The organism is Sulfurimonas aquatica, assembly GCF_017357825.1.
Classification (GTDB): domain Bacteria; phylum Campylobacterota; class Campylobacteria; order Campylobacterales; family Sulfurimonadaceae; genus Sulfurimonas; species Sulfurimonas aquatica.
The window spans coordinates 15,013-34,694 of sequence record NZ_CP046073.1; the positions used below are offsets into that span (position 1 = coordinate 15,013).

Genomic DNA, 19,682 nt, shown 5'->3' on the forward strand with positions numbered 1-19,682 from the left:
TATGGCGAGTAAATTGGCTACTTATATATTCAAGATATTATCCTAAAATAGGGTTTAATAGAGAATAATTAGTTTATAATAAAATTTATATGGCGAGTTTAATTGCGGGCTTCTAACTCAAGAATTTTATTTTTAATTAGTTCATATGCCTGAGCTTTTTCATAATTATCTAACCATGTATCAACCCATGCAGGTATTTTTTTACCATCACCTTTCCAGTTTGTAATAGTGGTAACACCCTGACCGGTAATTTCAGCAAACTTTTTTTTAGTCATCTCAAGATTTTTTAATCTGTCAGTTAATTCATTATATTCCATCAATACCCTTATTAGAGAAAGATTATAACATATAGCAGTGTTAAATATAATAAAAACACTGTAATAAGTTATATAAAGGTTGACACAGTAACTGTAATAAGTTACTATTAAAGAATTAAACAACCTTATAGAGTGTTTAAATTAAAAATAAATATGATTTATCATATGAAAAGGATAGAAGATGAACAAGGTAATGAAAGAAACGCTAGAAGAGATATTTCCAATTAAATTAAAGGGGATTGATGAACGTATTAAGAGAAGACATCCACAATACTCAATAGACCCATCCCAAAAGCTAGACACCATAGTTACAGACGCGTCTACAGACATAAAGCTAATCTGTAAAAAGCACGATGACTTCAAATTTACGTCTAAATGGCGTTACCTACGTTCAGATGCAAATGGAAATACCGGTCACTGCACAGTATGTCTAGTTGAGCAAGGTTTATCTAATAAAAAAGTAAAGAAGTATGTAGATGAAGATATGCAAAAAAACAGTGAACATCCCGCAAAAATAATTGATGAGAGATATAGAGACTTCTCAATCATTAATACTAAAGATAGAATCTTACTTGAATGCTTAAAGTGTGGTAATCATCATAAGGTTAGTTTGAACAATTTCTTCTTTCCTGGATCACATCAATGTAAAAAGTGCACTAAGATAGAAAGAGAAATAAATGGACATCCAAATTTAAAACTAACAGTAGAGGATGTAAATAAAGAACTTAAGCCATTTAAATTTGAGCTTCAAGATACTAATCAGCGTTTTTATAAGGATAAAAATATCATTAAGTGCCCTAAAGGTCATCTATTTGAATTGGGATATAGCTCATTAAGAGAAAAAATAACTAAGATGCAATCATCCCCATTCAAACTAGAAGATATATGTACTAAGTGTAGAGATGAGGCCTTATATAATAAAAACAGAGAAATGATAGAAGCCAAAGGCTTTGTGATGCAAGAGAGTTTTGAGGAATATAAAGGCGTAAGGGCTGAATATACGTTTGTATGTAAAGAAAATTCCACTCATACTCGCAAATGCACATTTAACTCATTTTCTAAGACTAAGGAGTGTGATAGATGTAAGGATATTCAGCGTATGGAAAATGGCTTTGTGGAATTTATAAAAGTAGTGGAAGAAAGAGGAGGGCAAGTTAAAGAGGGAAATACTTATAAAACAAAGACGGATAAAATCAGTTGCCTCTGTAAAGAAGGGCATCACTTTAAGATATCACATGAGAAGCTAGACGCTAAGCAGTGGTGCCCTATATGCGTAACTGGATTTGAGGAGAGATTATGTCGACTAATATTTGAACACATATTTAAAGCAGAGTTTAAAAAAGTGCATCCCGACTTTATGCCATCGCCCGACTCTGATAAAAATCTAGAACTTGATGGTTACAATGAAGAGTTAGCAATAGCCTTTGAATACAATGGAGAATATTGGCACTCAAGTGAAAAAGCCAAGCAACGAGACGCGTTAAAAATAGAGCAGACAAAAGCTCAAGGCATAAAGCTCATCGTAGTAAAACAGTTTAAAAACCATAAACTCAAAGAGCTGCTTCATCATATAAGCAACTTATGTAAAAAGCAGGGTATAAAAATCCCACCCTATAGTGAGAAAATAGATATAAGCTGTGCATATGAGGGTGCCGCAAATCAGATTGTACTAGAGAGACTTCTAAAGAAGAAAGAAGCAAAATTGGTAGCAAAGGATGCTAATAAATATCATGGCCTAAATAAAAAGCTTAGTATAAAATGCAAAAAAGCCACACATCCTATATTTGAGATGACGCCAAGAAATATGATTTATAAAGGTGGCTGGTGTAAAGAGTGTTTAAGCGATAGTAGAAAAATATCTCATTTGAAGAGTATAAAAAAAGGATTTGAAAAGTTTTTAGAAGATAACAAGGATATAAATTTAATAACTCAAGCGCTAGACCCACTCTATGAGCCCTCATATAAATATCTATGGAAGTGTAGAGAAGGTCATGAGCAAAGAGAAAGTTATATAAAAATAAAAACATTGCATGATAAGCATAAAGAGCTATGGTGTCCTGATTGTAGGAAGGTAGTGAAGAAATTAAAAGACATAACACCCTTAATAAAAAAGGTAGAACAACTATACTCCCTAACTCATAATATAGAAGGATCTGATGTAGAGAATAATAGTTATGGCTTTACCTGTAAGAATAAGCACCGCTTAGAACTTAGCTCCAATAAAATATACTCTTTAGTAAGAGAGAATAAAAAAGAGAGTAGGGTATGCAATAGCTGTAATAAGGAAGATAAATTAGACGAAATGAGAAGCATAGTAAGCTCTTTATATAAAAATGGCTCTCTACTAGATTCAGATTACACAAATTCAAACCGCGTATATAAATTCTCATGTGGAGTAAAAGGCCATAAACCTTTCTTTCAGAACATGCATAAACTAAGAACTAGAGGCAGAACCTCTGGATGTAGCGAATGCGTGCCAAAGAGAAACGTCAAACGATCTCAAGCGGATAAAATCGCGTTCGCCCAATCTCAAAACGATCTCCACTCAAAAGTAAAAGGAGAAGTATCCCTACTCTCAATAAAAAGAGACACAGGTTCTACATATCCCGACGTATGGAGTTGCTCAAATAGAGATCACAAGCCATTTGTCCTATCCATAGATAATATGAAAAGACGAAATCAATGGTGTCCATACTGCACAAATAGAGTAGTTAAAAAAATACCAGTTGAGGGGATTGATTATGAGCTTGGCTCTAAATAGTCATATCTATGACAATTTGCAAATTATTTAGCAATAAAATTATCAGAGCGCTACAGTAATGATAGGTAGACTCTGTAAAAGGAGGAAATTATGTATGATGCAAGAGTAACTCTCTTTAGAATTGTGAATCATAATACGCGATACTACACATTACATTTATGCAAGACTCTTTTTGGAGAGTATATGCTGATAAAAATAAATGGAAGCATGAAAAACACAAGACCAACAAGAGTCATTAAAGAGCACTACAAGTCTGCAACAGAGGCAATGGACGCATATAAGAAGAAACTGCAAGAGAAGTATAAAAAAGGTTACAGCTTAGAGCTAAAACGTGAGGTAAATTAATAATGGTTAATTTTGAGAGAGCGCTATTTGACGCAAATGAAGCGCTGCATCATATGGGAGTGTTAGCCGCAGATAAAAATATAACGCTCTTCGCACTAGCATTTTCATTAGTGATTACTTTGATGACGCTTCCTATGATTATAAGGATGGTTGCTTATATTATGGAAAAAGATACAGAGAATTTATATCTACCTATATTTGTAAGTTTGAGTCTCTTATTAACGCTCTTCCTACTAGAAGCGTACTCCATTATTTTAGCGGCTTGCATATTTGGCGGTTTTATATATCTTATTAATAGATATCCTCAGTATAGAGATATTAAAAACTATATAGATAGATTTTTTTAAACAATAAAAAGGAAAAGAAGATGTGGTTAACTGGAATTATATTATTGGCGGGATCGGCTATTTTATTTGGATTATGGGCGAAGAAATTCTATGGGATGAAGAAATACTCGCATTTGGTTAAAAAACAAGAGATGGAGATGGAGCAGATAAAGGGGATAGTGCTCTTTATAGCAATTGCGATATCGGCAGGTATGGTATGGGGATGATTATATTAGTTAATATTTAAAATATAAAAGGAGAAGTTTATAGCTCTAGTAGAGAAAATAAACCAGTATAGATCAGATCTTAAGTAAAATAACTCTAACAATAAAGGAAAATAAATTATGACTACCCAATCAACTATCACTTGCCCTAAATGTTCTACAAAGATTAATATAGAAGACGCACTCTATTCACAACTACAGACTAAATTTGAGATAGACAGAGAAGCAGAGAGAGTTAAATATAAAGAGGCGATGGATAAACTCCATCTTCAACAAACTGCATTAAAAAATCAAGAACAAGAGTTTAATAAAAAACTCCATGACGCACTTGAGCTACAACTAAATGAGGAGAGAGTTAAACTACAAACTCAAATAAGTAAAGATATAAAAGCTAAAATAGACTCTGAGAATGCCTTACAACTCAAACAACTCCAAGAGGAGTTAGACGCTAAGAGTAAACAAGTGCAAGAACTTAACGCTTCTAAGGCGACCATCGCTAAGCTTCAACGAGAAAAGCAAGAGATAGAGTCTCGCGTTAAGGCTGATTCTCAAATAGAGTTTAACAAACAGCTCGATATAGAAAGAAGTAAGGCTCTTAAAGAAGCTCAAGAGTCTAACGCTTTAAAGATTAAAGAGAAAGACGAACAATTAAATCAGATAAAAAAGCAACTCGATGATGCCAAACGCAAGGCGGAGCAGGGGAGTATGCAGATTCAAGGTGAAGCTCAAGAGAAGAGCATAGAGGATTTTTTAGAGTTAAATTTTAAGTATGACGACATCCAAGAGGTAAGCAAAGGCGCCTTTGGAGCGGATTGTATACAGACTATAAATACACTCGATTTTACAAATTGTGGAAAGATCTGTTATGAGTCTAAAAACACTAAAACCTTTAGCAGCGACTGGATAAAAAAACTAAAAAACGACATGCTTGATGCTGGAGCAGATGTTGGAGTGCTAGTTACGTCTGCCATGCCAAAAGAGATGGATAGAATGGGTTATGTAGATGGAGTGTGGGTGTGTAGTTATGAGGAGTTTAAAGGTACCGCGGCACTTATTAGAACTTCAATGATAGAGATATATAAAGCGAGTAAATCTCAAGAGAATAGGGTAGACAAAATGAGTCTACTTTACACATACTTCACAAGTAACGAATTCAGTATGCAACTCCAATCAATTGTAGAAGGCTTCGTGGCGATGCAAGATGAGCTTAATAAACAGAAGCGTTCAGTAATGGCTAGCTGGAAACGCCAACAAAAACAGATTGATTCAGTACTAACCAATACAACCAATATGTACGGCTCTATCAAGGGCATTGCAGGCAACGCAATTGCCAATGTTCAAGCTTTGGAGCTAGAGTATGATGAAGAGCTCTCAGATTCTTCCCAAAACGAGGAGTAGGGCATAGCAGAGTTTAGCTATTTAAATAGTGGTATTTTAGTAGTAGCACACATCATTATATTTTTATTACTCATAATACTCATTCTTAATAGAGTAAAAGCAATCCAAGAGTAGAAGAAGTTTAATAGAGTAGGATACTCTATAGCGATACTACTTATTGAGGTAATAATATGGGATGCATACTCTCATTATACAAAGACAATCAAAAATTATGAAGTCTTTAATCATCAAAAGACTTTAGAGTGCATATCACACGATGTTCGTTTTTAAATGGAGGGATAAATATATTATAGAGGGCCAATATATCAATATTTTAAAGTCTTACTCTTAAAAAAAATCGCATATTTCTTTATCAAGTACTTTGGAGAGTCTAAAAATATGCTCTATATTAAAATGTTTGCCATACCTCAGAGATTCACAGTTAGAGAAAAACGCTACAGATTTTATCCCTATCTCCAAACCTAAATCCATCTGCGTCATGCCCTTTAGTAATCGGTACTTTTTTACATTGTTAGAGACCAGTTTATAAAACTCTTCTATCTCCTCGTCATTATCAAACTTAGATTGCAAATATTATCCTGTGGAGTAAATTTTACTTCACTAACTTTATTATTTAATGGATTTTTACTCTATATCCTATATGATAAATTTTTGTTATAATATGTCATAAATTTTAATAAACTGGAACAAACTACATCTGGTATGGTTTATTGATAAAAAAGCTAAAGGAATATCATGAAGAAATCAGTACGTTTTGTATATAGAAATTGTCTTGTAATCTTTACACTACTTATAGTTGGGTGTGGTGGAGGTTCAGAGTCTGCTCAGAGTAGCAATGAAGTCATTAAAGCAGCAAGCGATTTTGATGCTGCCGTAGAAATTAACATCTCTAGTACGCAATTGGGTGATGTGAATCTTGAAACTGATAACTTAGTAGATTACTACAAAATAGATCTCAACGCTACTGGAACTTATAGCCTTTACTTAGCGTCATTGGCGGGTGGGACGAATGTAAGCTATGTGTATCTGTTAAATGCAGAAGTATTCAATACTCAAGGGATTACTCAAGGCAAGGTGAAAGTGCAGTATGAATACTTTAACTCAACGGGAACTGAAAATGTAGTAGCCGAGTTTACTGCAAATACTATTGGCACTTACTATATAAAAGTTTACCGTGCTAGGTTTGATGAGCCTGATGCGATTGCCACCTCTTATAAATTTAGAATCGAACCATCTGTAGCCAATGGTCTTGAGCAAAACGCTGATCTCGAGTATAACGACACCTTCTCTCAAGCCGCACCGCTTACTCTAGAAAAATTTAGTGATGACGTCAATGGAACACTCAATACCACGCAAATAAGCGATCATTTTGATTGGTATGACCTCAAGGATTTAAAAGTTGGTAAATATACAATATTCTTTAAAAGTAGAGCCGGTACCATTAGTGCGCCTGGAGAAAATATAGTGGCGGATATATATAATAATAATGCTATCGCCTATACAAACTACAGAATGGATCTCTCATATGGATTGGACGGTGAGGGAAAATGGGATAGAAGAGTATTTGAAGTGACTACTCCAGGGAGTTATTTTTTAAGACTCTATAGAGTAAAGAGTAAAGCGGCAAGCTACTCCTTTAGAGTAGTTCCTTCAGTTGATAATGGACTTACACAAGATAGTAACGATGAGCCAAATGATGAGATACATCTCGCAAAAGAGATCAGTCTAAGTAGCAGTGATACGATGATAAGCAATAGTATTTCAACTACAGATATTTTAGACTCTAATGATTGGTATAAGTTCACTTCTGATATCTCTGGAAGCGTTAGTGTAAAAGTTGAAACGCTTAGTGCGACAGAGAGTGGCACGTATGGTCTACTTGTAGACCTTATAAATGAAAACGGAGTTGTTGTTAAGACCATACCTTCGAGCCAGTATACTCTTAGTAGTGCAAACTTATATATAAATGACACTTTTACTCTTGAGAATAATGCAACATACTATTTACACATCTACCGTACATATAATGTTAAAACAGCGTATAAAATCACCCTAACTAAATAGAAGCATTTTCATGAGTTTCTCCAACCAATTTAGTGGTTGCGGGAATTTCTCATATGCTATACAATACCCATAACTTAAACACCACAAAAGGATAAAGAGATGAGATACCTATTATTTTTACTAGCAATAAAGGCATTGGAGCTTCACGCGCAAACTTATGTAATGAGCGCGCAAGCAAAGAGTATTGAAGCGGCGACAGATAAGGCTTCCAAGAAGGCGGTAGTAGCCATGCATGAAGAGATATTAAATAAGATAGGCGGCTCTTGTAAGGATTACCCTGTAGAGATTAACAGTGAGGAGTATCAAGCAGACTTCATTATGTATAAAGAGCGAGTAATTACACCTAAGGGCTATAGAGTTCAAGCGGAGTTTGATCTCTTTCCTAAGGATGAGGAGCATACAAAAAAAGTTCTCCAAAGATGTGATGAAAAGAGAGAGGAGTATTGGCAGGGAGTAAAAACTGATGAGTTTATGCAGAAGTTTAGTCTAGGAGTAGGGGTGATGGGATGGACTTCAACTTTAGGCGCGGAGTTCTATCTTGAGTATCTTCATAAAGATGATGTTTCCATTACTCTTACAGGCTCAGTGCAAGACCCTTATATTAAAGAAGATAGTGGACCAAGCGCTGTAGATTTACAGAGTATAGCGACACTTGGTTTTGAGGTGAGGTATCTCTATTTTACAGCAGGGTTTGAAAAAGTGCTCTCCTATAGCGCTCCAACGGCGATACCAGAGAGTGATGCACCGAGCAGTTCTTTACTGTATGGAGTATCTTATAGATTTGATGATTGTAAAAAACTCTGTTTGAGTGAGGTTGGATTTGTATTTAAGTACTATAACGATAAAGAGAGTGGGGCAGGAGGACTTCGTGTACGCTACAACCTCTATTAGATTTCTTTTAGCGCTGCTACTATCGAGTTCGCTCTACTCGATGGAGCTCTACTGGAGTAAAGAGAGCAGACGCTATGAGACTCCAATAAGTGCGAATAAGCCTATCGAAGCTCTTCAGAGCGACTTCGCCAAACAGGTGCAAGAGTATATGAAGAGTCCAGCGCTGCTTAAAGAGAGTCTCAGCCGCGAGTTTATAAAAAAACCAATCTATCCAAAAAAGCCAAATAAACCTGTTTTGGGAAAGAGTAAGAAGGTACAAAGAAAACAGTTTGAGACTAAAGAGGAGTATAACTCAAGAAAGCAGAAGCTTCTAAAACAAAAAGAGCTTGAAGATAAAAAAGCGATAGAGCAGTATAACATTAGGCTTCAAAATTATAAAGAGAGGCTAGAGTATCTTAATGATAACTACAACAAGCAAGTTCTAGAGAGAAACGAGCGTATTAAAAAGGTCACCGCACTTCAAAGAGAAGAGCAGGCCAATATTAAAAAGCTTTTTTTAGAGAAAATGAGAAACCTACAAAGAGTCATTCCAATCTATGCTCAAAAGAGTCTTGCACGATATCTTGGTAAACCAAAACTATCATTTATAGAGTATGACGTAGATAAAGAGATAGCGCAACTCAAGCTATACTCCCAGTATAACAACTTTTCTCAACTTGTAAACATAGATATACAAAGGGATTCGATTTTAAAGCTCAAGGAGAATATAGAGAGTGTAGATATCTTTTATAAGTTAGAAGCCGGTGTGAAAGAGGGGAGCGAGAGTAGCATGTTTAGCAGACTAGCATTTAAATCACTTAATTTAGAGTATGACTCTAAAACCTATCTTGCTAGTATTGCTTCAGATAGTATGAAACTCTCCTACAATACAGAGATAATAGCACCGAAGGTAGCGATACTCAAAGAGGATGCAGTAGTACTCCAAGAGCTTATAGAGCAAGATGAAAAAAAAGAGGAGAGTTTATCTATAGAGAATATAGCATATAGAGTCACCCCTTTACATGGTGATGAACTCCTCAGTGAGATAAAGAGTCTCAAACCGGTAGAGGTAAATCCTAGAAAATGGCTATTTCTCATTGCCATAGAGAAATATGCTAAAACAGACTCGGTCGCGTATGCTAAAAATAGCGCGCTTAGTTTTATAGAGGTTGCTAAAAAAGCTCTCGGGGTGCCCCAGAATCAGATTATACGACTCATCAATGAAGAGGCGACCGCGGCGAGCATAAAAGATCAACTAAGGTACCTCTCTAAGAGAGTCCCCAAAGGAGATACTATTTACTTTTACTACTCTGGTCATGGTGTGCCAGATATAAGAGAGGGAAATAGGCCTTATTTGCTGCCACAAGATAAGATGGCGCAGTATGTCACAGAGGATAAGAAGTTGGCTCTTGAGAGTATCTATAAATCTCTTCAAAGAAGTAGGGCTTCTCGTGTGATAGCCTTCATAGATAGCTGTTTCTCAGGCTCCACTGATAATAAAACACTCTTTAGTGGAGTAGCCGCTAGTAGACTACAAGCAAGAGCACCTGAGTTAAAAAGTAAAAAGATAGTTGCACTCACCGCCGGGCGACATGATCAGTTCTCTAATATGTATAAAGAGAAAGAGCACCGCCTCTTTAGCTACTACCTTATAAAGTCTCTTATTAGAGGAGAAAAAAATATAGCGGATATATATAACTTCGTTCGCAGCAGTGTTCGAAGTAAATCACTCCAGATGGGAGACCTTTATGAGCAAGAACCTACCTTACAAGGGAGCAGGAGGATAGAATTATGAAAATGGGAGCACTCTATATAGTATGCATTTTTATTTTTAGCGCATGCTCGCAGACAAACTTAGAAGTAAAAAAGAGAAGTTTACCTGAGTGGTATGGAGCAATGAGTGTTGCAGCTGGATATCAGATAGGGTATGGATCAGGTGATACTCTTGAAAATGCAAAAACAGCAGCAAGAGCAGATCTTGCAGCACAGAGTAATATCACTGTTTCAAGTAGATTCACTTTAAATGAAATAAGCAAAAAGGAGAGCATTAACTTAAATAGTCAGAGCAGCATATATGAGAGAGTAAAAGGAGTCGAACTTAATAATGTGGAGATTCTAAAATCAAAGCTTCACAACAATAGATACTTCGTAGCGCTGCAATCTTACTTTGATACAAAACTAAAATGGGTAGAGCAGACTATAAAAAACGAAAACTTTAGAGATGTGATGAGTGAGAATAATCCACTTTACTTTACACTATTCTCAGAGGAACTGCAAGCCTCTTTAGGGTATATACCAGACTATAGAGTGAGCATTAATAATAAAAGAGTTTATCTGCATCTTGCAGATAAAACTATTGCACTCAATGATAGCGATGTTTTAAAACTAAAGTTTGAGAAAAAGAGCCCGGTAATTGAGATGCATTTCTCTGTAGGCGATACCATCTTAAGTGGTGGAAGCTATAAGATAGATGTAGATATAAAAGAGCAGGGCTACTTCACACTACTAAGTATAGATGAGAATCATATCGTTAGCGTCGATATAGCTAATAAGAGGGTGTATGCAAATAATTCAATTACATACCCAAATGATCGGAATCTAGAAGCAGAGATTATCAATTATGAGAGTGAGGTACTCCAGCAATATTTGGCACTGATTTGTAAAAAACAATTAAACCTCGTAGGGTTTGAGAAAACAGATATGAACTATGAGAAGAGTAGTGACGCACTATATTTTCCCTCACTGTTTTATATCATAGAAGGGTGTGAATATAGCTCAAAGATATTGAGGATTATAGAAGAGTAAAAAAGAGTATATAGCCTTAAAATACAGACTCAAAGAATCTGTTGAGTCTGGAGTAGTAGTTGCTATTGAGTACAATAAGTATGAAGCCTAACCAAAGTGTGGTAATAAGTAGTGCTCCCCAAAGTTTAAATATAGCAGTTGTAACTATCAAAAGCAGTAAGATAATTATCTCTCTCATATAAACTCCATAATACAAAAAAGTTATTTTTATATTCTATAAATGCATTATATGTGCTTTAGTAAAAAAGAGCAACCAGGGTTGACGAAATATTAGATGAGTTGTATAGTTCTTATATATAGCAATAGGAGAATAATATGCAAATAGATGACTTTGAAGATCCCTATAACACTCCACTCTATCAAGCTAAATTAGTAGAGCAAGATAAAGAGATATACCTAAAAGAAATACTACCAAAGAGTGATGAATTAATAGAAGCGCAAATTCAAGTTGAGATATCTTTGACTACTTGTGGAGTAGAACTTATTTATAACTCAAAAGTATTAAAATTTAGAGATGAAGAGGATAGAATCTGTTTTCAAAGGAGCATCAACGCTTTTTTTATATCACAAGGATTCAAACTAGAAAATATATTCTATCCAATTTTAATATACAAATGCGCCACCACAAAAAATAGAAAAAATCTATTCGTTCATTCAGATAACAGATGTTTAAATGAAGATGAAATAAAAGAGTGGAGGAGCAACTTTTTAAAAATATATAGAGTGTTTTTTAGTTACGTTAGTAGTAAAGAGGGCTAGAATATTTAAGTATAGTGAATTATTAGATTGAGAAAATACCACTAAAGTTATAGAAAATTTCACAGAATGAGAAACTCGATTGTAAAAACACCTTTTCCTTGAGATAAATATATGCGAGTACCACACCAAATATGGTACGATTAAAAAATTTAATCGTACCATTAGACTTAATTACAAAAATGGATGCTTATTTTTTACTTTTTGTTATTAAGTCACTTTTTACAGAAGGGAGCGGTTCTAATGGACAGTAAACACTCTCAAAGTATTGGCATTTTTGAGAGTTGTCTACAGGAGGATTGAAAGATATAAAATGATTGTTACAATAGTGTTATTTAAGATGGAAGTACTCAATCTACTTATACTGGCATAGTTCAAGAGAATTCACGCATATAAATAAAATCCCTAAAACATCACGAAATTTATGTTATACTGCATTAAAATTAATAAAACCCCGATATATATTTATTAACTTAATATATTCCCGAATAAATTAATAAAATCCCAGAAAGGCGGTTTCTTAACATGGGTATTACATTTAATAATCAAATATTACCTAATTCATGCCAACTTATCGGGTATTCATGGTTGATAAATCATTTTAATTTAGAGTTACCTTTAAGACAATTATGCTGCATTAGCCAAAAAAGATTAGCAGGACAGTCTATTCATAAGGGTCAGTGGCTTATATATGATGCGCAGTTAATGGTTGAAGATATAGCTTACTCTCATTTAGAATTTGCATTAAAACATGAATACATTGATTTACTTATCTTAAAAAGAATATTCCAACAATATCCCTTACAAGAAATATCACAAAGCATCGACATAAATCCAAAACGTATTTTAAGTAAAAAAATATGGTTTTTGTATGAATTTTTGTTAAATAAAAGACTCCCTCTCAAGGATCTTCCTGTTGGCAAGTATGATGATCTTCTCGACGTAAAAAAATATATTATTAGCGAAAAAATCATTAAATCTAAAAGGCATAAGATAAACAACAACTTGATTGGAACTGCTAAATTATGTCCAATTATTAGAAAAACAGAGAAGTTACGACACTACCTAGATTCGAATTTAAATAAAAAAATATCGAATGTTTTAGGATCTGTTAGCAATTCACTTATCAAAAGAGCGGCTAGTTTTTTATTATTGTCAGATTCCAAAGCATCGTTTGAGATAGAAGGGGAGCGACCAGCTAAAAATAGAATTGAAAGCTGGGGTAAAATTATTAATGAAGCTGGCAAAACAATTTTGAGTATAAATGAGATACAACGGCTTCATTCGATTCTTTTAGGAAATTCGAGATTTATTAAAATAGGCCTAAGAGAAGAAGAGGTCTTTTTAGGTGATAGAGATCGAGATAATTACCCCATCCCTGAATTTATTGGTGCGAATAGTAAAGATATTTTAGAATTAATGAACGACTGGATAGAACTAGAGCAAAAATTGCTTGAAGATGAAATTGATCCAATTCTACATGCGACTATTATCGCTTTTATATTTGTATATGTACATCCACTTGAAGATGGAAATGGAAGGATACATAGGTATTTAATACATCATGTTTTAGCAAATAGAAATTTTTATCCCAAAGGGATGATTTTTCCAATCTCAACTGTCATTTTAGATAATATTAAAAGGTATCGTGACATATTAGTTCAACATACTAGCCCACTAATGAAGATGATAAATTGGGAGGCTACAGAGAATGGAAACGTTAAAATATTAAACAATACAGAGGATTTATATAGATACTTTGATGCAACTTCAAGTTGTGAATTCATTTTTGCATGCGTTGAAAAAACTATCAAAGAGACTCTACCAAATGAATTAAAATATCTAAATTCATTTGACAAAGCATACATAGAAATTAATGAAATTATCGAGATGCCGGAGAATAAATTGAAAAGTTTAATAACATATATTTTGCAAAATGAACACAAGCTTTCTAAAAACAAAAAAGAGAAATACTTTGATGAATTGACTGCTCATGAGATAAAAACAATAGAAGATATTGTTGTGAATAATTTCTTATAGACTTGTGATTACTGTATTAAAATTACATGTAACATCATGTGTGGTTTGCAATTTACTATAATATTTTATGTGATTTATTTAAAACATTCGATACTTATGTAAGAGTTTTTCTCATTAATTCAGTAATATGTTTTACTTATTAAAGGTAATAAAACTCTACAAGATGTGTATAGTTAAAGTAATTATTGATGTGCATTTGAGCATATAATAGATAAATTAAAGTAAGAAATCCAATACATTTTTACTCTTTTATTGTGTAAAAAGCGTCTTTTTGACTCAAAAATTCTAGTTCTTCTTCATAGGTCTCAAGGGACGAGTTAAAATATAAAACTATTATATTCTCTGTACTAAATATAGTATATTCCTTTTCTAGTAAGGGCATTATTTGAAGAAAATAGTATATTCGGTAACTCTTGCTCAACATATTATCTTGATTATTCAATGATTATAGATAGCGTCATATCAATATAATTATTAGAAAAAGGCTATTAAAATTTAGCTTAAAATGAAAAAATATAGAAGGTTTAAGAGATCAAAACAGTGTAGTTTTGATTGGTATGGAGAATGAAAAAGGAGTCAGATAAATCAGAAACATGGCTCAAAATAACTTAAGTAAAAAAGTAAATAAAGAAGATAATTTGTGCTGAAATTTCGAGCTTTTTTAATGAAAATAGGCTTGTAAACTATAAAAATAGTATCTTGAATGGAAGAAAATTCAACACTCTGTAGGCAATAATTTAAAGAATTTTTAGTAATTACTAGCCTATTTTTACATCGATTTATCTACTGTAAAGTTCTAATTTTGTCTACAAAAGTCATCCCAATTCCATTAAAAAAGTTTATTAATTCCCCATCTAAATACAATAAATATCCGTAAATTATTACTGAATACAATATCAATTCGACTATAAAATTCAATGAAATTACCTCCCTGAATGCATTTTTTATATCTGTTTTTGAAGGTTTCGAGGCTATGAATAGTTGAATAAATATGAAAAATACAATGAGGTCTTGGTGCTTATATTCGTATGTGTTGTGTATTGAAAAATTTAAAATATTTACATATTCTATAGATACGTACTGAAGATATATTGCAGTAAAAATCATTATGAGAAGTGACAAAAGTGGAGCTAGGTTTATTAAAATTGATTGTGTTGGAGAAGCATTCATATAGGTTACTGAACCTAAGTTTCCCGTTTCATGATTGGGTATTAAATTGAAGCCAACCACTTTGACGATTGGTTTCGTTTTTATATGAATAGCTGCTCTAATCATGTTGATAATAATGTCAAAAAACATAAAAATAATTGCTATAAAAGCATGAAGTAGTTCATGTATTATCGTTGCGGGTAGAAATAAGATTGAGTGGATGAAAAATTTAATTTTACTCATTTTGTTTGGGGCTCCTAAAAGGGCATAGGTTATTTTAAAATCATAGTATAATTTTTCAACTTAGCAGGACGGTTTTTAGGAATAGGACATATTGTATTGGTCTATGGTCTAAAAAGAGCAAAAATATTGTGAAAATATGGCTTCTCTTATAGAGTTGAGAGAGATGCCAGTTTTGAAATATGAAAAAAAACTGGCATCTCTGGGAATTCAGTTTTGGCATCTCTGGGAATTCAGTTTTGGCATCTCTGGGAATTCAGTTTTCACAGACGCTCTAAGGCCAAGGGAAAATAGCAAAAATATGGCTTCTCTTATAGAGTTGAGAGAGCCGTCAGTTTTGAAATATAAAAAAAACTGACGGCTCTGGGAAATACGGTTTTGACGGCTCTGGGAATTCAGTTTGTTAAATTTCTAATATGTAGTAAAAATAATAACAACACGCTGTTAAATAGGCAAGAACTATGTTTAAGTAATGATAATGTATGAGTCAACAAGAAAAATGATTCTATGGCAGATATGAGCTATTTTTCAAATATTTCAGACTCCTAGCTAAAACAAACAAATTTCTGAAAAAATTGGATAGCTTAAAGCGCTTGATACTTTACTTGATAAAAATCTAAAAGCAACATTTAAATTTTATCTATGCATATAAGTTACCACTCCAGTTACGAGTATGGAAAGAACTTGGTTTAAAATGTATTAAATGATAAATATAAAAAAATGTATGCAAAAGGCTTTATATCAACCAGCGGGATAGATATTCCATTAGAAGACACTTATAATCAAAACCAAATCTACAAACAGTTACTTGGTCTAATCAATGACTGCTAGGGTAAAAGAAGCATTAGAAAAAATTTCTAACAATGAAATATTTAATGGTGAGCTCTACTTCACTGGAGGTACTACACTTGCTTACTATTTTAATCATCGAATTTCTGATGATGTTTATATAGTATTTTCTAAAACTTTAAATTATAAGCTTATCATACCTAGTATCAGCATATTAGGAGCATCAAAAATTAAAGATGAAAATGTAGCAGCTTTGAGAATGGCTAGATTGTTTCCAGATAATTATTTTTTTAAAAGCTGTTTTACTTGGTTACTTCAGTAGATAATTTTATGCATCTCTATCAACTTTTTATAGTCTCCACCATCAGCAGCTTTAAGTGCTTGCATATATTCATCTCTTTTAGGGTTCTCTTTTGAGAGTAAATCTTCTTGCCACTTCACAGGCATAGAGCCATTCTGTCTGAGATAGATATTTGCTAACATTCTCGACCAACGACCATTTCCATTTTTGTATGGATGAATTTGCACTGCTCTGTGATGTATACGAGTTGCAGTTTCGTAGATATCAAATGTTTTATTATTATCCCAATAAGTTAAATCATCTGCTAACTCTTTTAATGCAGTCGGTACTTGATAAGCTTTTATGCCTATGGAGAGTTCAACTCGCCTAAATTTTCCAGCCCAGTTCCACACATTACCAAACATCTCTTCATGAAGTGATGATAACCATTCGTAAGAGAAAGATGCTATTTTTTTGGATGGTGGTGCTGATAAGTACTTTAGTGTTGCAAGCGCTATGTTATTCGCCTCTGCAACATAGATCTCTCTGAGCGAGTAGACCTTGTCACTTGGTAGTTTGAGTCCTGATATATCGTCAAGAGGTGTAGCATCATCTATAGGCTGCATAGAATGTATCATTTTAGGCTACCCAAAGTGTATCTTGATAACTTCCACTTAGAAACTCTTTTTCATAAGAGGCGATAATGGTATTTAAACTATCATCTTCTAGACCTTGCATTTCTAAAGCCGATATACCTTGAACAATAGAAGCTAAAAATAAAGCTTTCTCATGGGCTCTATGCTTCTTTAAGTCTCTTATTGATACTTGTTCATTACCTGCAAAGTCTAAACCTAAAAAGTTTGTTACATGCTCAACTGTACTTAGCTTAACATCTTCATTCTTCAAGAGTCTATTAATAGTTCTAACACCTACACCACTAAGTTTGGCAAGATTTTCTACCGTAATGTGTAGTTGTTCTTTTCTAATAATGATTTGATTTATTAAGTCTAAACGTCTCATAACAACTCCTTAAACTATATTATGCCATAAGTGGCATTAAAATATGCAATGTTTTAGAAGAGTAATTAGATAGAGTTACATGTATATTTGTTTTTGTATATGGTTAACATAATCACAATTCTCTTGAAAATAATCCTCTGCCCTCTTCAAGTTATTTATATTTTTTTCAATAATTTACTTAATATAATTCTCATTTTTCCATTTTAAAACTAACTTTACAATTTGGGTAATTAATAGAATATTTTACCCATATTATATTGATGCAGGTAATTTGAATGAATTAAAATATATTTTACTACATATAGTAGAGTTGTTATATAATATGTTAGCTATAATATTAATATATAATCATAAAGAGTTAATATGTTATCTATAAATATAAAAACACCTTCATCAGTAATGAAATCTTTAAAAGATAATTTTAAACAACTAAGACTCTCACAAGAACTTACTCAAGAGGGGCTGGCATCCCGGAGTGGAGTAAGTCTTGGCAGTGTAAAGAGATTTGAGGGTTCTGGTGAAATCTCCTTAAAATCCCTTTTAAAATTGGCTGTAGTTCTAGAGTGCTTAGACGATTTTGTGAATATAGCAACTGCTACTTCTGAAAAAATCTCTTCTATAGATGAACTAATACAACAAGAAGATAAAAAAGTAATTATTAAAAGAGGCAAAATCAAATGAGTATAAAAACCGTAAACGTATTTTTAAATCAAAGAGGTAAAAAAATTAGTGTTGGTAGATTAGCTTATAAAGATGAAGTCATATATTTTGAGTATGAAAAAGAGTTTTTAGATTCTAAGCTTGAACTATCCCCTTATAAAGTACCTTTAAGATCTGGTGTACTTGTTTGTGACGACAATGTTTTTGAAGGTTTATATGGATTATTTGGGGATTCACTTCCTGATGGTTGGGGTAGGTTATTGCTTGATAGACATTTTCTAAATAGCGGTATTGATTACTCTGACATTACTCCACTAGATAGACTAAGTTATATTGGTAAATATGGAATAGGTGCATTGTCCTATGAACCAATAATAGATGAGCTTCAAAGTACTACTTCTGATGAAGTTGTTTTAGATGATTTAGCGGAAGCTTCTAAAGAGATACTTCAAGGCGATAGCCAAATAATGCTTGATGAACTTATTACTATGGGAGGTTCATCGGCTGGAGCAAGGCCAAAAATTATGATTCAACTTAGCGATGATAAAAAAAGTATCATTCATGGTGCACAAAATTTACAAAGCAACTATCAACACTGGATGGTAAAATTCCCATCATCACATGATAGTCAAGATATAGCTAAGATTGAGTATGCTTATTCTCTTATGGCTAAAGATGCTGGAATTACAATGAGTGATACTATCCTACTCGCTTCTAATAACAATAGTTACTTTGCCACTAAAAGATTTGATAGAGATGGGGATAATAGAATTCATATACACTCTGTAGCTGGATTAACACATAGTGATTTTAGATTCCCGACTCTTGATTATGATGATCTGTTAGGATTGACTCTTCATCTAAATAAAGATGTAAATGAACTGTCAAAAATGTTTAGATTAGCTGTGTTTAATCTATTTACTCACAACCGTGACGATCATGCTAAGAATTTTTCTTATTTAATGCAAGAAGATGGTAGATGGATATTGGCTCCTGCTTATGATTTAACATTTTCATATGGACCAGGCGGAGAGCATAGTACTACATATTTAGGTTTAGGCAAAGAACCGACTTCAGAGACACTGATTAAACTTGCTAAAAAGCATGATATTAGTAATGCTTTAGAGATAATACAAGAGATAAAAGTAGTCGTTAATAATTTTAAATTTTATGCAAATAAAGTTTCTTTGAAGAGTGCATCCTATGAACCTATAAATAAAGTTCTATCAAGAATTAAATAAATTATTATTAATCACAATTCTCTTGAAAATTAATACTCTCCCCTACTACTGATTTGAAAGGTGATTTTATTTGTTCCATAATCCCTTAAGCTTTATGGAATTTTGCAGTTTTTACTTTTTGAACACTTTGTGGAACACTGAAAGCTAATATGAGTACTTCGTGTTCCAAAAGTAAGAATTTATAAATTCTATCCCACAGAATACAAATAACTACAAAATACATTATTTAGTGCTTTTAGTATAATCTTTAAGTAATTTCATATAGACAATCATAAATATTTATGGCTTATTATTGGAACCATTTATATAAGTTTATGGCTGCAAATACTGGAAGTTTTATTCAAGTGAAAGAAATTATACAGGAGGATATTATTGAGGTAGTCTACACTATTTGAAA

The 19,682-nt window shown here is 33.1% G+C and carries 20 protein-coding genes; 14 read left to right on the forward strand and 6 right to left on the reverse strand.

What is annotated here, in order from left to right:
- Positions 1-98 precede the first annotated feature (98 nt).
- The gene (locus GJV85_RS13310; RefSeq protein ID WP_207563246.1) at positions 99-317 is read right to left on the reverse strand and encodes an XRE family transcriptional regulator; all 219 of its coding nucleotides are present in this window, start codon (positions 315-317) and stop codon (positions 99-101) included.
- 181 nt (positions 318-498) lie between these two features.
- Here GJV85_RS13310 and GJV85_RS13315 point away from each other — a divergent pair, with 181 nt between their 5' ends.
- The 5 genes from GJV85_RS13315 (at position 499) to GJV85_RS13335 (ending at position 5,371) form a co-directional block, all read left to right on the forward strand.
- Positions 499-3,078 (forward strand): PDDEXK family nuclease, encoded by a 2,580-nt coding sequence (locus tag GJV85_RS13315; protein ID WP_207563247.1) that lies wholly within the window; start codon positions 499-501, stop codon positions 3,076-3,078.
- A gap of 90 nt (positions 3,079-3,168) precedes the next feature.
- Positions 3,169-3,423 (forward strand): WGR domain-containing protein, encoded by a 255-nt coding sequence (locus tag GJV85_RS13320; protein WP_207563248.1) that lies wholly within the window; start codon positions 3,169-3,171, stop codon positions 3,421-3,423.
- 2 nt (positions 3,424-3,425) lie between these two features.
- Complete coding sequence (locus GJV85_RS13325; RefSeq protein WP_207563249.1) at positions 3,426-3,770, forward strand: hypothetical protein; 345 nt, start codon at positions 3,426-3,428, stop codon at positions 3,768-3,770.
- A 20-nt stretch (positions 3,771-3,790) separates the two neighbouring features.
- Positions 3,791-3,976 carry a hypothetical protein gene (locus tag GJV85_RS13330; protein ID WP_207563250.1) on the forward strand — a complete coding sequence of 62 codons (186 nt, stop codon included), beginning with the start codon at positions 3,791-3,793 and terminating at the stop codon, positions 3,974-3,976.
- Between the two features lie 117 nt (positions 3,977-4,093).
- Positions 4,094-5,371: a DUF2130 domain-containing protein gene (locus tag GJV85_RS13335; protein WP_207563251.1), complete on the forward strand. Its 1,278-nt coding sequence runs from the start codon at positions 4,094-4,096 to the stop codon at positions 5,369-5,371.
- Between the two features lie 327 nt (positions 5,372-5,698).
- On the opposite strand, the gene GJV85_RS13340 is transcribed toward GJV85_RS13335, so the two are convergent.
- Positions 5,699-5,941: a helix-turn-helix transcriptional regulator gene (locus GJV85_RS13340; protein ID WP_207563252.1), complete on the reverse strand. Its 243-nt coding sequence runs from the start codon at positions 5,939-5,941 to the stop codon at positions 5,699-5,701.
- 165 nt (positions 5,942-6,106) lie between these two features.
- On the opposite strand from GJV85_RS13340, the gene GJV85_RS13345 reads away from it, so the two are divergent.
- The 4 genes from GJV85_RS13345 (at position 6,107) to GJV85_RS13360 (ending at position 11,110) form a co-directional block, all read left to right on the forward strand.
- Positions 6,107-7,435, forward strand: coding sequence for a hypothetical protein (locus GJV85_RS13345; protein WP_207563253.1), 1,329 nt, complete (start codon positions 6,107-6,109; stop codon positions 7,433-7,435).
- Between the two features lie 99 nt (positions 7,436-7,534).
- Positions 7,535-8,326, forward strand: a complete 792-nt coding sequence (locus GJV85_RS13350) for a hypothetical protein (RefSeq protein ID WP_207563254.1) — start codon at positions 7,535-7,537, stop codon at positions 8,324-8,326.
- Positions 8,304-10,100: a caspase family protein gene (locus tag GJV85_RS13355; protein WP_207563255.1), complete on the forward strand. Its 1,797-nt coding sequence runs from the start codon at positions 8,304-8,306 to the stop codon at positions 10,098-10,100. Before GJV85_RS13350 ends, GJV85_RS13355 begins: the two co-directional genes overlap by 23 nt.
- Positions 10,097-11,110 (forward strand): LPP20 family lipoprotein, encoded by a 1,014-nt coding sequence (locus tag GJV85_RS13360; protein ID WP_207563256.1) that lies wholly within the window; start codon positions 10,097-10,099, stop codon positions 11,108-11,110. Before GJV85_RS13355 ends, GJV85_RS13360 begins: the two co-directional genes overlap by 4 nt.
- A 16-nt stretch (positions 11,111-11,126) precedes the next feature.
- On the opposite strand, the gene GJV85_RS13365 is transcribed toward GJV85_RS13360, so the two are convergent.
- Complete coding sequence (locus tag GJV85_RS13365) at positions 11,127-11,288, reverse strand: hypothetical protein (RefSeq protein WP_207563257.1); 162 nt, start codon at positions 11,286-11,288, stop codon at positions 11,127-11,129.
- A gap of 137 nt (positions 11,289-11,425) precedes the next feature.
- Here GJV85_RS13365 and GJV85_RS13370 point away from each other — a divergent pair, with 137 nt between their 5' ends.
- Positions 11,426-11,869, forward strand: a complete 444-nt coding sequence (locus GJV85_RS13370) for a hypothetical protein (protein ID WP_207563258.1) — start codon at positions 11,426-11,428, stop codon at positions 11,867-11,869.
- A gap of 522 nt (positions 11,870-12,391) precedes the next feature.
- A complete protein-coding gene (locus GJV85_RS13375; RefSeq protein WP_207563259.1) occupies positions 12,392-13,906 on the forward strand; it encodes a Fic family protein in 1,515 nt (504 codons plus the stop codon).
- A gap of 783 nt (positions 13,907-14,689) precedes the next feature.
- Here the strand turns inward: GJV85_RS13375 and GJV85_RS13380 are convergent.
- Positions 14,690-15,298, reverse strand: coding sequence for a hypothetical protein (locus tag GJV85_RS13380; RefSeq protein WP_207563260.1), 609 nt, complete (start codon positions 15,296-15,298; stop codon positions 14,690-14,692).
- 817 nt (positions 15,299-16,115) lie between these two features.
- On the opposite strand from GJV85_RS13380, the gene GJV85_RS13385 reads away from it, so the two are divergent.
- Positions 16,116-16,406, forward strand: coding sequence for a hypothetical protein (locus tag GJV85_RS13385; RefSeq protein ID WP_207563261.1), 291 nt, complete (start codon positions 16,116-16,118; stop codon positions 16,404-16,406).
- Here the strand turns inward: GJV85_RS13385 and GJV85_RS13390 are convergent.
- Together GJV85_RS13390 and GJV85_RS13395 are read right to left on the reverse strand one after the other, a co-directional pair.
- On the reverse strand, positions 16,400-17,002 hold the full coding sequence (locus GJV85_RS13390; RefSeq protein ID WP_207563262.1) for a mobile mystery protein B: 603 nt from the start codon (positions 17,000-17,002) through the stop codon (positions 16,400-16,402). The two genes, GJV85_RS13385 and GJV85_RS13390, sit on opposite strands and share 7 nt — an antisense overlap.
- Position 17,003: 1 nt before the next feature.
- Entirely contained in the window at positions 17,004-17,384 is a 381-nt protein-coding gene (locus GJV85_RS13395; RefSeq protein ID WP_207563263.1) for a helix-turn-helix domain-containing protein, read from the reverse strand.
- A gap of 363 nt (positions 17,385-17,747) precedes the next feature.
- Here GJV85_RS13395 and GJV85_RS13400 point away from each other — a divergent pair, with 363 nt between their 5' ends.
- Positions 17,748-18,065 carry a helix-turn-helix domain-containing protein gene (locus GJV85_RS13400; protein ID WP_207563264.1) on the forward strand — a complete coding sequence of 106 codons (318 nt, stop codon included), beginning with the start codon at positions 17,748-17,750 and terminating at the stop codon, positions 18,063-18,065.
- Positions 18,062-19,285 carry a type II toxin-antitoxin system HipA family toxin gene (locus tag GJV85_RS13405; protein ID WP_207563265.1) on the forward strand — a complete coding sequence of 408 codons (1,224 nt, stop codon included), beginning with the start codon at positions 18,062-18,064 and terminating at the stop codon, positions 19,283-19,285. Before GJV85_RS13400 ends, GJV85_RS13405 begins: the two co-directional genes overlap by 4 nt.
- The last annotated feature ends 397 nt before the right edge of the window (positions 19,286-19,682 follow it).